The sequence below is a fragment of the Micromonospora sp. NPDC047548 genome, from assembly GCF_040642975.1.
Lineage (GTDB): Bacteria > Actinomycetota > Actinomycetes > Mycobacteriales > Micromonosporaceae > Micromonospora.
Window position 1 is genome coordinate 50,350 of sequence record NZ_JBEYTI010000002.1, and the last position, 13,787, is coordinate 64,136.

Sequence of the window (13,787 nt, forward strand, 5' to 3'; positions counted from 1 at the left end):
CTGGTGCCGGTCAGGCTCCCGCTACCGACTTGAGGTCGGCGGCCCGGTCGGTGCTCTCCCAGGTCAGGTCCGGCAGCTCGCGGCCGAAGTGGCCGTACGCGGCGGTCTGCTGGTAGATCGGGCGGAGCAGGTTGAGGTCCCGGATGATGGCGGCCGGGCGGAGGTCGAAGACCTCGGTGACGGCCTTCTCGATCGAGGCGACCGGCACGGTCTCGGTGCCGAAGGTCTCGATGAACAGGCTGACCGGGTGGGCCTTGCCGATCGCGTAGGCGACCTGCGCCTCGCAGCGCTCGGCCAGCCCGGCGGCCACGACGTTCTTGGCCACCCAGCGCATCGCGTACGCGGCCGACCGGTCCACCTTCGACGGGTCCTTGCCGGAGAAGGCGCCGCCGCCGTGGCGGGCGTACCCGCCGTAGGTGTCGACGATGATCTTGCGGCCGGTCAGGCCGGCGTCACCCATCGGGCCACCGATCTCGAACCGGCCCGTCGGGTTGACCAGCAGCCGGTAGCCCTCGGTGTCCAGGCCGAGGCTCTCCAGCTCGGGGGCGATGACATGCTCGCGCACGTCCGGGGTGAGCAGCGAGTCCAGCGAGATGTCCGCGGCGTGCTGGCTGGAGACGACCACGGTGTTGAGCCGGACCGGGCGCAGGCCCTCGTACTCGATGGTGACCTGGGTCTTGCCGTCGGGCCGCAGGTAGGGGATGGTGCCGTCCTTGCGCACGGCGGCCAGCCGGCGGGCCAGCCGGTGCGCCAGGGCGATCGGCAGCGGCATCAGCTCCGGGGTCTCCGAGCAGGCGAAGCCGAACATCATGCCCTGGTCGCCGGCGCCCTGCGCGTCCAGCGCGCTCTCCGACTCACCGGTACGCAGCTCGAAGGCGTTGTCCACGCCCTGGGCGATGTCGGCGGACTGCCCGCCGATCGAGACGTTGACCCCGCAGGAGGCACCGTCGAAGCCCTTCTTCGACGAGTCGTACCCGATCCCGAGGATGGTCTCCCGGACGATGGTCGGGATGTCGGCGTACGCCTTGGTCGTCACCTCGCCCGCGACGTGCACCTGCCCGGTGGTGATCAGGGTCTCCACCGCGACACGGCTGTGCGGGTCCTTGTCCAGCAGGGCGTCCAGGATGCCGTCGCTGATCTGGTCGGCGATCTTGTCCGGGTGGCCCTCCGTGACCGATTCGGACGTGAAAAGACGTGTCACGGCACTCCTAAGCACTTGAGTCTCTCTGAAAGGTCACTCCGCGGCAGTTTAGTCACCCGTTACCAGGGTGCCGCAGCCAACGCGAAAGTGACCAGCGTTCAGGCCACCGCGGCCAGTCGGGTCACCACGAGGTCCCAGACGCGATCGGCCAGGTCGTCCTTGGACTGCTCGGGGAGGGTGGCCACCGTACCGTCCGCGCCGATCACTGTCGCCGCGTTGGTCTCGGCCCCGAAGACCTTGTCCACGCCCACCTCGTTGATCACGATGAGGTCGGCCCGCTTGCGGGCGAGCTTCGCCCGGCCATTCGCCTCGGCGTCGCCGGTCTCCGCGGCGAAGACCACGAGCAGCTGCTCCGGCCGGCGGCGCCGCCCCAGCTCGGCGGCGATGTCGGGGTTGGTGACCAGCGCGATGGTCGGCGCGCTGCCGTCCTCCGACTTCTTGATCTTCCCGGAGGCGTAGGTCGCCGGACGGAAGTCGGCGGGCGCGGCCGCCATCACCACCACGTCGGCGTCCTCGGCGGCCGCCAGGGTGGCCGTGCGCAGCTCCTCGGTGGTACCCACCCGGACCAGGTCGACCCCGGCCGGGTCGGGCAGGGCGACGTTCGCCGCGATCAGGGTGACCCGGGCGCCCCGGGCGACGGCCGCGCAGGCGAAGGCGTACCCCTGCTTGCCGGAGGAACGGTTGCCGAGGAAGCGGACCGGGTCCAGCGGCTCGCGGGTGCCGCCGGCGGTCACCACGACGTGCCGGCCGGCGAGGTCGGCGGGGGCGTCGAGGCCCCGGGCCAGGGCCCGGCGGGCGACGGCGAAGATCTCCGCCGGGTCGGGCAGCCGCCCCTTGCCGGTGTCGGCGCCGGTGAGCCGGCCGACGGCCGGTTCGATCACCCGTACGCCGCGCGAGCGCAGCGTCGCGACGTTGGCGACGGTGGCCGGGTGCTCCCACATCTCGGTGTGCATCGCCGGGGCGAGCACCACCGGACAGCGGGCGGTGAGCAGGGTGTTGGTGAGCAGGTCGTCGGCGAGGCCGTGGGCCGCCTTGGCGAGCAGGTCCGCCGTGGCCGGCGCGACCACCACCAGGTCGGCCCGCTGGCCGAGCCGGACGTGCGGCACCTCGTGCACGTCGGACCAGACGTCGTCGGCGACCGGCTGGCCGGACAGGGCCGCCCAGGTCGGCGCCCCGACGAAACGGAGCGCCGACGCGGTCGGCACGACCCGGACCCGGTGGCCCGACTCGGTGAGGAGCCGCAGCAGCTCACACGCCTTGTAGGCGGCGATGCCGCCGCCGACCCCGAGGACGATCTCGGCGGGCATCGGCGGGCGCGGGTGTTACGGCTGGTCGGTCGGCTCGGCGGTGAGCAGGCCCGCGTTGATCTCACGCATCGCGATCGAGAGCGGCTTCTCCTGCGGGGTGGTCTCCACGAGCGGGCCGACGTACTCCAGCAGACCCTCGCCGAGCTGGCTGTAGTAGGCGTTGACCTGGCGGGCACGCTTGGCGGCGAAGATCACCAGCGCGTACTTCGAGGTGGTCTTCTCGAGGAGCTCGTCGATCGGCGGGTTGGTGATGCCCTCGGGGTTGGCGATGGATCCCACGAAATACCCTCTGCGTCTGAAGTGTCCGCGCGAGCGCGGCTGGTCGCTCAACCGCGCAGTCGCGGCTGGGCGGGAGCCAGATAGGAAGAATCGAGCCAGCCTACCAGTTCGGCCACGACCCGCTCGGTGAGGTCGTGGACCACGGTGTGTCCGACGGCCGCGACGACCGTCGGGTCCGGACGGTACCCCGGGGGCGCCAGCAGGACCAGTCGGACGTCCGGCAGGGCCTCCCGGACGGCGAGCGCGCCGGGCAGGTCGAGCGGAAGCAGCACCGGCCGCCCCTGCGCCAGCCGGGCCCGCAGCGGCTCGCGGGGCGTGCCGCGCCGGTGCCCGCCGGTCCGCGACCACTCCAGCAGCTCGCCCGCGGCGACCATCCGGTCGAAGCCGGTCGGGTTGACGAAATGCCGGTCGACGCCGTCGACCTCGTCCGGGCGCCGGGGCCGGGTGGTCACCGGCACCGGCACCCACACGGACGGAGAACGCGCCCGGACCAGCTCGACGACACTCTCCCGCGCGGCGCCCGAGGGCCCCGCCAGGACAATGAGCCGAGCCGCCGGGCGCGCCTCGTCATCCGTGCTCACCGCTTGTTTCTACACGGTGCGGCGTTCAGTTGGCGGCGAACTCTCCAAGCAGCGCCTTGCGCTGCTGCTCGCCCAGCCCGCGCAGACGACGGCTGTCGGCGATCTTGAGCTTCTCCATGATCTGGGTGGCCCGGATCTTGCCGATGCCCGGCATCGCCTGCAGGACGGCCGAAACCTTCAGCTTGCCGACGACGTCGTCGGACTCGGCCCGCTCGAGGACGGAGGTGAGGGTTGTCTTGCCCTGCTTGAGCTGCTCCTTCAGCTCAGCACGGGCCTTGCGGATCTCCGCAGCCTTCTCCAGCGCGGCAGCGCGCTGCTCGGGGGTCAGTGACGGGAGCGGCACCAGTTCTCCTCAGGTCCCTATCGCGACGGGCGGGACGCACCGCCGCTGTAGTGAAACGTGGTGTCGCTGGCAACCAAAGGGGTCCGTGGTTCCCAGCGCGGGGAAAACTAGCCGTCGCGGGCGCTTTCGGCAACGTGGGCGCGCGAAGATCAAGAAAAGTGACGGAGCCGTCAGTCAGCCAGAACACCCCGACAGTCGGCCAGCACGCGGTCCACGGCGGCCCGCAGGGCGGCCGGGTCCGGGCCGGCGCCCAGCACCTCCCGGGAGTACGACGGCAGCACCGACGGCAGGCTGGACCCGAACACGGTCCGCAGGTCCGCCGCCGTGGCGCCCTGCGCGCCGAGCCCCGGGGCGAGCAGCGGCCCGTTCACCGTCGACAGGTCGTGGCCGGTGTCGCCGATCGTCGCGCCGACCACCAGCCCGAAGCTGCCCAGCGGCTCCGCACCCCTGTTGAGCTGGGAAATCTCGTCGATGACGGTCTGCGCGACGGTGCGCCCGTCGGCCGTGCGGGCCCGCTGCACCGCGGCCCCCTCGGGGTTGGAGGTGAGCGCCAGCACGAAGACCCCGCCACCGTGCGCCGCCGCCAGCTCGAACATCGGGGCCAACGATCCGACCCCCAGGTAGGGGCTCGCGGTCACCGCGTCGACCTGCAGCGGGCTGGACGGATCGAGGTAGGCCGAGGCGTACGCGGCGACGGTCGAGCCGATGTCGCCACGCTTGACGTCCAGCAGAACGAGCGCGCCACATTCTCGTAACTGTCGGATAATTGACTCAAGAATCCCGACACCTCGGGCACCGAACCGCTCGAAAAAGGCCGACTGGGGCTTGACCACCGCGACCTGATCACCGATCGCCGCCACGACGGTCCGCGAGAACCGGTCCAACCCGTCGACGTCGTCCGGCAGCCCCCAGCGGGCCAGCAGCCCGGGGTGCGGGTCAATACCCACGCAGAGCGGCCCCCGCTCGGCCACGGCCCGATGCAGCCGGGTCCCGAAACTCTCCATCGGCGTTGCTCTCCTCACGCTCGCGCTCCGGGACCCGGCGCGCGCCGGGTCCGTCCTGCCCGCCGGGCTCAGCCGGCCTTCACCGCCGCGGCGATCCCGGCCGCGATCCGGGCCAGGTCGGCGTCGTCGGTCACGTACGGCGGCATGGTGTAGACCAGGTCGCGGAACGGGCGCAGCCAGACGCCCTGCGCCACGGCGGCGGCGGTCGCCGCGGCGATGTCCACCTCGTGGTCCAGTTGCACCACGCCGATCGCACCCAGCACCCGCACGTCGGCCACCCTGGGCGCGCCGCGCAACGGCTCCAGACCGGCCCGCAGCCCCGCGCCCACCCTGGCGACCTCGGCGGCCCAGTCGCCGGCCCGCAGCAGCCCCAGGGAGGCGTTCGCGACCGCGCAGGCCAGCGGGTTGCCCATGAAGGTGGGGCCGTGCGCCAGCACCCCGTCGGCGGAGATGCCCCGGGCGACCTCCGGGGTGCAGAGCGCGGCGGCCAGGGTGAGGTACCCGCCGGTGAGCGCCTTGCCGACGCAGAGCACGTCGGGGCTCACTCCGGCGTGCTCGGCGGCGAACATGGCGCCGGTCCGGCCGAAGCCGGTGGCGATCTCGTCGAAGACCAGCAGCACCCCGTGCGCCCGGGTGACCTCACGCAGCACGCGCAGGTACCCCGGGTGGTGGAAGCGCATCCCGCCCGCGCCCTGCACCACCGGCTCCACGATCACCGCGGCCAGTTCGTCGGCGTGCCGCTCCACCGCGTCGGTCAGCGCCGCCACGTACGCCGGGTCGGGCGGGTCGTCGAAACCGCCGGGCGGGACCGGGGCGAAGACCTGCCGGGGCAGCACGTCACCCCAGAGGTGGTGCATGCCACCCTCCGGGTCGCAGACGCTCATCGGGTGGAACGTGTCGCCGTGATAGCCGCCCCGCCAGGTGCCCAGCCGGCGGCGCTCAGGGCGGCCGGTGGCCCGCTGGTACTGCAGGCACATCTTGACGGCGACCTCGACGCTGACCGAGCCGGAGTCGGCCAGGAAGACGTGCTCCAGCCCCTCCGGGGCCAGCTCCACCAGCGTCCGCGCCAGCCGCACGGCGGGCTCGTGGGTGAGCCCGCCGAACATCACGTGGCTCATCCGGCCGAGCTGGTCGGTGACCGCCGCGTCGAGCACCGGGTGCCGGTAGCCGTGGATCGCCGCCCACCAGGACGACATCCCGTCGACCAGCTCCCGGCCGTCGGCCAGCCGCAGCCGGACGCCCTCGGCGCTGTGCACCACGTACGGCGGGTGGGCCGGGGGCAGCGCCGCGTACGGGTGCCAGACATGGCTGCGGTCGACGGCCAGGATCTCCTCGGGCGTCACGCGCTCTCCTTCGTACCGTTGCCGTTCATGATGCTGTAGTCAGCAGCAGATCGGCAGTTGGCCGTTGCCGGCCGACGGTCCCCGGTCGGGGTGGACGTTTCACAGCCACCGGCCCCGCGAGCGGGGTCTTACAGTCGGCTCCACGTCCGTTCGAGCCTTGCGGCTCCGGGTCTCCGGCCACTCCGGTACCCGCCGCGCGTTCAACCAGCAGCGCGAGGTTACGGGCTGCGTTCAGGTCCCGGTCCAGAACCACTGCGCAGGCATCACACTTGAACGTTCGGACCCGCAGCGGCAGTTTGGCTTTCACTACACCGCAGTCCGAACACGTCTTGCTCGACGGGAACCACCGGTCGGCTATGACGAGCCGGCCGCCGTTCCACGTCGTCTTGTAGCCCAGCATGGTGCGGATGGTGGCGAACCCGCAGTCACTGATGGCTTCGGCCAGCTTGCGGTTGCGGACCATCCCGGCCACATTGAGGTCTTCGACCACAACCGTGCCGTACTCGGCCGCCAGGCCAGTGGTGAGCTTGTGCAGGGCGTCACGGCGCAGGTTCGCCACCCGCGCGTACGCCCGGGACCGGTCGGCGTTCGCCCGCAGCCAGCGTTTCGACGCGTCCTGCCTGGTGCGCCGGTCCGGCCCGACCCGCCGGGACACCCGGCGCGACAACCTGCGCAGATGCTTCGCCGACCCGGCGAGGTGACGCGGGTTGTCGATCATCTCGCCGACGGACAGCACGGCGAGGTGTGTGATACCGACGTCGACACCGACCACGGCACCCGGCTTGGCGTGGGTGCCGATCCGACGGTCGACCTCGCAGGAGAACGACACGAACCACCGGCCACCGTCCAGCTTCACCGTCGCGGACAGAATCCGGGCACATCCCGCGTCCAGGCGCCGGGCCAACTTGCGGGCCGACTCGTGCAGCTTGATCGTGCCCAAGCGCGGCAGGGTCACATGTTTGCGGTCCGCCTCGATCCGGATGACGCCGGTCGTGAACGTGCACGACTTCGCCTGGGTCCGCTTGCTCTTGAACCTGGGGAACGTGACCTTCGGGCCTTTGCGTCTGCCAGACTTCGAGTCCCGCCAGGCGTCCAATCCGCGCACCAGATTGCGGATGCCGGAGGCGTACGCCTCCTTCGAGTTCTCCGCCCACCACGGCGCGACATCACCCTTGGACTCGTTCCACGCCTTACGCAGCGACGGCAGCGTCCACGACACGGACCGGGTGAGCTGGTCACCAGTCAGGCCGTACGTCCTCTCCGCCGCCCGCTGGTCCATCTGCGCCTTGACCAGGCCGAGCGCCCAGTTGAACGCCTTGCGGCTGGCCCCGGCATGCGACGCCAGCGCGGCCACCTGAGTGGCGTTGGGATCGAGGGCGAACCGGTACGCCTGATTGACGATCACGGCTCATCCACGGTGGTGGCCGCAGCGACCGCGCGGCTGGCCCGGTTCGCTGCGGCACTGCGGCCATACAGCCGGACGCAGAGACTGGTCAGGATCTCCGTCACGTCGCCGACAGGTCGTCGTCGACCTCGGCGGGGTCGGCCACGAGCAGCCGGCGGCCCTGCGCGGCCAGCGCCGCTTCGACGTACTCAGCCCCGAACCGGGCGAACCGGTCCCGGTGCTCGACCACGATGGTCGATACGGCCGGGTCGCGCAGCAGCCCGAGGAACTTCTCACGGCGGCCGTTGAGCGCGGATCCGACCTCGGTCACCACGCGGGACACGACCAGGTTCTGCCCGGTGGCCCAGGCGGTAACCCGGGCGACCTGACGATCCAGGTCGGCGCGCTGATCGGCCGACGACACGCGGGCGTAGACGACGGCTACGCCTTCCGGAGCGGGCACGGTCGCGGCCGGGTCGACCAGGATCAGCCTGCCGACGCGGCGGGCCGGGACGGGCAATTTACCCTCCCGGAACCACCGGTACGCCGTCACGTGGTGCACACCCTCGCGTGCCGCCCACTCCTTTAAGTTCACCCATGCATCCTACCGCATACTCAGGCGCCACTTGCTCACTGCCCTCGAGGGTTGCCCGGCCGGGAGGGGTCACCCGGTCGGCACCGGCGCGGTGGTGCCCGCCGACGCGCGGGCCGCGGCCCGGACCAGGGCGGGCCCCCGGTAGATGAAGCCGGTGTAGAGCTGGACCAGGCTGGCCCCGGCGTCGAACATCCGGGCGGCGTCGTCCGGGTCGAGGATGCCGCCCACGCCGACCACCGGCAGCCGGCCCCCGGTCTCCCGGTGCACGAAGGCGACCACCTCCCGGGCCCGGGCGGCCAGCGGACGGCCGGAGAGCCCGCCGATCTCCGCGCCGCGGCCCCGGTCGGTCAGGGCGAGGCCGTCGCGGGCCAGGGTGGTGTTGGTGGCGATCACGCCGGCCGCGCCGCGGGCCAGGCACACCTCCAGCAGCTCGGCGATGGCCGGCTCGGTCAGGTCCGGGGCGATCTTCACCAGCACCGGCTTCTCCCCCATCAGGGCCGCCAGCAGGGCGTCGAGGTGGGACCGGTCCTGCAACGCGCGCAGGCCCGGGGTGTTCGGCGAGGAGACGTTGACCGCGAAGTAGTCGCCGTGCGTCCGCAGCGCCCGGTACGCGGCGAGGTAGTCCTCGACCGCGTCGGCCAGCGGGGTGACCTTGGACTTGCCGAGCGAGATGCCCAGCGGCGCCCCGATCGGGCGGGGCAGCGCCGCCAGCCGGGCCGCCAGTGCCTCGGCGCCGGCATTGTTGAAGCCCATCCGGTTGACCACAGCCTCGCTGTCGCGCAGCCGGAACAGCCGGGGCCGGGGGTTGCCGGGCTGGGCGTGCGCGGTGACCGTGCCGACCTCGACGAAGCCGAAGCCCAGCGCCGGCCAGGCCGGCAGCGCGACGCCGTTCTTGTCCATCCCCGCCGCCAACCCGACCGGGTTGGGAAACTCGACCCCGAACACCGTGCGCGGCGCGTGTTGGAAGTACCGCGCCCGCAACGCCGCCAGCGCCACCGGCCGCCGCGACACGGCGGCCAACCGCCGCAACGTCCACTCGTGCGCCGCCTCGGCGTCCCCACCCCCCACCCGGAACAGCTGAGGCCGCACCACCCGCTCGAAGATCACGCCCCAGCTCCCCCCGGCTCGTTGATCACGGAGTTGCTGCCACGACCCGCCGAGGCGTCGGACCACAACCTCATGATCGACGCGGGAACCGCGTCGGGGGTCACTCGCCTGCTCGCAGGGCGCGGTGGAGTTCCTGGAGGGGGCGGACCTGCATGTCGCCGCGGATCCTCGCCTCGATGCCCATCACCGCCGCCGCCGCGCCGGGGACGGTGGTGATGCAGGGGATGTCCGCCGTGACGGCCGCGCTGCGGATCTCGTAGCCGTCGGAGCGGGCGCTCGCACCGGAGCCCTGCGGGGTGTTGACCACCAGCGCCACGTCGCCGCCGAGGATCATCGACACCGCGTCCTCGCCCTCGCCGGACTCGTAGTGCTTGCGGATCTGCTCGCAGGCGATGCCGTGCCGGCGCAGCACCTCGGCGGTGCCGGTGGTGGCGACGATCTCGAAGCCCAGGTCGGCGAGGCGCTTGATCGGGAAGATCATGCCGCGCTTGTCCCGGTTGGCGACCGAGACGAAGATCCTTCCGCCGGTCGGCAGCGACCCGTACGCGGCCGACTGGCTCTTGGCGAAGGCGTGCCCGAAGTTGGTGTCGATGCCCATCACCTCGCCGGTGGACTTCATCTCCGGGCCGAGCAGCGAGTCGATGCCCTTGCCCGACGGGGTGCGGAACCGCTTGAACGGCAGCACCGCCTCCTTGACCGCGATCGGGGCGTCCGCCGGCATCGCGCCGCCGTCCCCGGTCGGCGGGAGCAGCCCCTCCGCGCGCAGCTCGGCGATGGTGGCGCCGAGCGCGATCCGGGCCGCCGCCTTGGCCAGCGGCACCGCCGTGGCCTTGGAGACGAACGGGACCGTCCGGGACGCCCGGGGGTTGGCCTCCAGCACGTAGAGCATGTCGTCCTTGAGCGCGTACTGGACGTTGAGCAGGCCCTTGACCCCCACCCCGCGCGCGATCGCCTCGGTGTAGCGGCGCACCTGGGCCAGGTGCGACCCGGCCAGGGTGATCGGCGGCAACGCGCAGGACGAGTCGCCGGAGTGGATGCCGGCCTCCTCGATGTGCTCCATCACCCCACCGAGGTAGACCTCGCCGTCGGCGTCGACCAGCGCGTCCACGTCGATCTCGATGGCGTCGTCGAGGAAGCGGTCCACCAGCACCGGGTGGTCCGGGGAGATGTCGGTGGCCCGGCCGATGTAGCCGCGCAGGGTGGCGTCGTCGTAGACGATCTCCATGCCCCGCCCGCCGAGCACGTACGACGGCCGGACCAGCACCGGGTAGCCGATCTCGTCGGCGATCGCCTTCGCCTCGTCGTACGAGGTGGCCATGCCGTGCGCCGGGGCGCGCAGCCCGGCCTGGGCCAGCACCGCGCCGAACGCGCCCCGCTCCTCGGCGAGGTGGATCGACTCGGGCGAGGTGCCGACCACCGGCACGCCGGCGTCCTTGAGCCGCTGGGCCAGGCCCAACGGGGTCTGCCCGCCCAGCTGCACGATCACCCCGACCACGCCCGGCCCGCCGGCCGCCCGGCCGGAGGAGTCCTCCGCGTGCCAGACCTCCAGCACGTCCTCGAAGGTCAGCGGCTCGAAGTAGAGCCGGTCGGCGGTGTCGTAGTCGGTGGAGACCGTCTCCGGGTTGCAGTTGACCATCACGGTCTCGTAGCCGACCTCCCGCAGCGCCATGACGGCGTGCACGCAGGAGTAGTCGAACTCGATCCCCTGCCCGATCCGGTTTGGCCCGGAGCCCAGGATGAGCACCTTGGGCCGGTCCGAGGGCGCGACCTCGGTCTCCTGGTCATAGGTGGAGTAGTGGTACGGGGTGGTCGCCTCGAACTCGGCGGCGCAGGTGTCCACCGTCTTGTAGACCGGCCGGACGCCGAGCCGGTGCCGCAGGGTACGGACGCCGTCCTCGGCGGCCAACTCCGGGCGCAGTGCGGCCAGCTGCCGGTCGGACAGGCCGGCCCGCTTGGCCTGGCGCAGCAGGTCCGCGTCGAGCACCGGGGCGGCCACGATCTCCGCCCGCAGCTCGACCAGGGCGGCGACCTGGTCCAGGAACCAGGGGTCCATCCCGCCGGACGCGGCGGCGACCTCGGCGATGGAGGCGCCCAGCCGCAGTGCCCGCTCGACGGTGTAGAGCCGGCCGTCGTGCGGCATCCGCAGCGCGGCGAGGGTGTTCTCCCGCGTCGCCCCGTCCGGGTCCGGTTGGGTCCAGAACCCGCCGCCCTTGGTCTCCAACGAGCGCATCGCCTTGTTGAGCGCCTCGGTGAAGTTGCGCCCAAGGCTCATCGCCTCGCCGACCGACTTCATCGTGGTGGTCAGCTCCGGGTCGGCGCCGGGGAACTTCTCGAACGCGAACCGGGGAATCTTCACCACCACGTAGTCCAGCGTCGGCTCGAACGCCGCCGGCGTCTTCAGGGTGATGTCGTTGGGGATCTCGTCCAGGGTGTAGCCGATGGCCAGCTTCGCGGCGATCTTCGCGATCGGGAAGCCGGTCGCCTTCGACGCCAGCGCCGAGGAGCGGGACACCCGCGGATTCATCTCGATCACGACGATCCGGCCGTCGGCCGGGTTGACCGCGAACTGGATGTTGCAACCGCCGGTGTCCACCCCGACCTCGCGCAGCACCGCGATGCCCAGGTCGCGCAGGCGCTGGTACTCCCGGTCGGTCAGCGTCATGGCCGGGGCGACGGTGACGCTGTCGCCGGTGTGCACGCCCATCGGGTCGACGTTCTCGATCGAGCAGACCACCACCACGTTGTCGTGGCGGTCGCGCATCAGTTCGAGCTCGTACTCCTTCCAGCCGAGCACGCTCTCCTCAATGAGCACCTCGTGCGTTGGGCTGGCGGCCAGGCCTGCCCCGGCGATGCGGTGCAGGTCCTCGTTCGTGTGCGCCATGCCCGAGCCCAGCCCGCCCATGGTGAACGACGGCCGGATCACCACCGGCAGGCCCAGCTCGGCGACCGTGGCCTCGACCTCGGCCATCGAGTGGCAGACCCGGGAGCGCGGCACCAGGCCGGTCGGATCCTCGACGCCGATCCGGGCGCCGGCCTTGGCGACGACGTCCTTGAACAGCTGCCGGTCCTCGCCGCGGTTGATCGCGTCGATGTTGGCGCCGATCAGCTCCACGCCGTACTTGTCCAGCACGCCGGCGGAGTGCAGGGCGACCGCGGTGTTCAGCGCGGTCTGCCCGCCGAGGGTGGGCAGCAGGGCGTCGGGGCGCTCCCTGGCGATGACCAGCTCGACGAACTCCGGGGTGATCGGCTCGACGTACGTGGCGTCGGCGAACTCCGGGTCGGTCATGATGGTCGCCGGGTTGGAGTTGACCAGGCTGACCCGGATCCCCTCGCTGCGCAGCACCCGGCACGCCTGGGTGCCGGAGTAGTCGAACTCGCAGGCCTGCCCGATGACGATCGGCCCGGAGCCGATCACCAGGATGTGCTTGAGATCGGTCCGCTTAGGCATTCTTTCCGCCTTCGATGAGCTCGGCGAAGCGGTCGAAGAGGTAGTCCGCGTCGTGCGGGCCGGCCGCCGCCTCCGGGTGGTACTGGACGGTGAAGGCGGGCACGTCCCTGGCCCGCAGCCCCTCGACCACGTTGTCATTGAGGCAGACGTGCGACACCTGGACGCCCCCGAACTCGGTCTCGATCACCTGGTCGGGGACGACCGCACCCTGGCCCGCGCCCGGCACCTGCACCGCGAAGCCGTGGTTGTGGCTGGTCACCTCGACCTTGCCGGTGGCCCGGTCGAGCACCGGCTGGTTGATGCCCCGGTGGCCGTAGCCGAGCTTGTAGGTGCCGAAGCCCAGCGCCCGGCCGAGGATCTGGCTGCCGAAGCAGATGCCGAACAGCGGCACCTCGCGGCGCAGCACCTCCCGGGCGAGCGCGACCGGCCCGTCGGCGGTGGCCGGGTCGCCCGGGCCGGGCGAGAGGAAGACCGCGTCCGCGCCGGTGGCGAGCAGGTCGTCGATGGTCGAGTTGGCCGGCAGCACATGGGTGGTGACACCGCGCGCGGCGAGCCGGCGGGGCACGTTGCGCTTGATGCCCAGGTCCAGCGCGGCGACGGTGAACCGGTGCGGGCCGACCGCCTCGACGACGTACGGCTCGGCGGTGGTCACTTCGGCGGAGAGGTCCGCGCCGACCATCTGCGGCGACTGGCGGACCCGGGCCAGCAGGGCCCGCGGGTCGTCTTCGACGCTGGAGATGCCGACCCGCATCGCGCCGCGCTCGCGCAGGTGCCGGGTCAGCGCCCGGGTGTCCACCCCGGCGATGCCGACCACGCCCTCGGCGGCGAGCCGGTCCTCCAGCCCGCCGGTGGCCCGCCAGTTGGAGCCGATCCGGGCCGGGTCACGCACGACGTACCCGGCGACCCAGATCCGGCCGGACTCGTCGTCCTCGGTGTTCACCCCGGTGTTGCCGATGTGCGGCGCGGTCTGCACCACCACCTGCCGGTGGTACGACGGGTCGGTCAGGGTCTCCTGGTAGCCGGTCATGCCGGTGTTGAAGACCGCCTCGCCGAAGGTCTCGCCGACGCTGCCGTACGCCTCGCCGTGGAACGTGCGCCCGTCCTCCAGGACGAGGATCGCGCTTCTGCGCTTCACCATGCTGCGTTCCCTCCGATCCGGACTGCGGGACTCCGCTCCGCTGCATTCCTCGCTCGG

General features: G+C 72.1%; 11 protein-coding genes and 1 pseudogene. All 12 read right to left on the bottom strand.

Translation table 11 applies throughout. From position 1 onward, the window contains the following. Window positions 1–10 precede the first annotated feature (10 nt). Complete coding sequence (gene metK / locus ABZ807_RS02055) at window positions 11–1,201, bottom strand: methionine adenosyltransferase (RefSeq protein WP_357151589.1); 1,191 nt, start codon at window positions 1,199–1,201, stop codon at window positions 11–13. 98 nt (window positions 1,202–1,299) lie between these two features. Further along, a complete protein-coding gene (coaBC, locus tag ABZ807_RS02060; protein ID WP_357151591.1) occupies window positions 1,300–2,508 on the bottom strand; it encodes a bifunctional phosphopantothenoylcysteine decarboxylase/phosphopantothenate--cysteine ligase CoaBC in 1,209 nt (402 codons plus the stop codon). A gap of 15 nt (window positions 2,509–2,523) precedes the next feature. Continuing rightward, window positions 2,524–2,787, bottom strand: a complete 264-nt coding sequence (gene rpoZ / locus ABZ807_RS02065) for a DNA-directed RNA polymerase subunit omega (protein ID WP_007075826.1) — start codon at window positions 2,785–2,787, stop codon at window positions 2,524–2,526. Between the two features lie 47 nt (window positions 2,788–2,834). Beyond that, window positions 2,835–3,368 (bottom strand): guanylate kinase, encoded by a 534-nt coding sequence (locus ABZ807_RS02070; RefSeq protein WP_357151593.1) that lies wholly within the window; start codon window positions 3,366–3,368, stop codon window positions 2,835–2,837. Between the two features lie 25 nt (window positions 3,369–3,393). Continuing rightward, window positions 3,394–3,711 (bottom strand): integration host factor, actinobacterial type, encoded by a 318-nt coding sequence (gene mihF, locus ABZ807_RS02075; protein ID WP_357151595.1) that lies wholly within the window; start codon window positions 3,709–3,711, stop codon window positions 3,394–3,396. Window positions 3,712–3,881: 170 nt separating this feature from the next. Then, window positions 3,882–4,715 carry an orotidine-5'-phosphate decarboxylase gene (gene pyrF, locus ABZ807_RS02080; RefSeq protein ID WP_357151597.1) on the bottom strand — a complete coding sequence of 278 codons (834 nt, stop codon included), beginning with the start codon at window positions 4,713–4,715 and terminating at the stop codon, window positions 3,882–3,884. A 68-nt stretch (window positions 4,716–4,783) separates the two neighbouring features. Beyond that, on the bottom strand, window positions 4,784–6,058 hold the full coding sequence (locus ABZ807_RS02085) for an adenosylmethionine--8-amino-7-oxononanoate transaminase (protein ID WP_357151599.1): 1,275 nt from the start codon (window positions 6,056–6,058) through the stop codon (window positions 4,784–4,786). A 25-nt stretch (window positions 6,059–6,083) separates the two neighbouring features. Beyond that, on the bottom strand, window positions 6,084–7,463 hold the full coding sequence (gene tnpB, locus ABZ807_RS02090; protein ID WP_357151601.1) for an IS607 family element RNA-guided endonuclease TnpB: 1,380 nt from the start codon (window positions 7,461–7,463) through the stop codon (window positions 6,084–6,086). Continuing rightward, window positions 7,460–8,037, bottom strand: a pseudogene (locus ABZ807_RS02095) (IS607 family transposase). Before ABZ807_RS02095 ends, tnpB begins: the two are co-directional and overlap by 4 nt. A gap of 69 nt (window positions 8,038–8,106) precedes the next feature. Next, complete coding sequence (locus ABZ807_RS02100) at window positions 8,107–9,144, bottom strand: quinone-dependent dihydroorotate dehydrogenase (RefSeq protein ID WP_357151603.1); 1,038 nt, start codon at window positions 9,142–9,144, stop codon at window positions 8,107–8,109. A 100-nt stretch (window positions 9,145–9,244) separates the two neighbouring features. Continuing rightward, window positions 9,245–12,592 (bottom strand): carbamoyl-phosphate synthase large subunit, encoded by a 3,348-nt coding sequence (carB, locus tag ABZ807_RS02105; RefSeq protein ID WP_357151605.1) that lies wholly within the window; start codon window positions 12,590–12,592, stop codon window positions 9,245–9,247. Beyond that, the gene (gene carA / locus ABZ807_RS02110) at window positions 12,585–13,727 is read right to left on the bottom strand and encodes a glutamine-hydrolyzing carbamoyl-phosphate synthase small subunit (RefSeq protein ID WP_357152204.1); all 1,143 of its coding nucleotides are present in this window, start codon (window positions 13,725–13,727) and stop codon (window positions 12,585–12,587) included. The genes carB and carA overlap by 8 nt, the downstream gene beginning before the upstream one ends. Window positions 13,728–13,787: the final 60 nt, after the last annotated feature.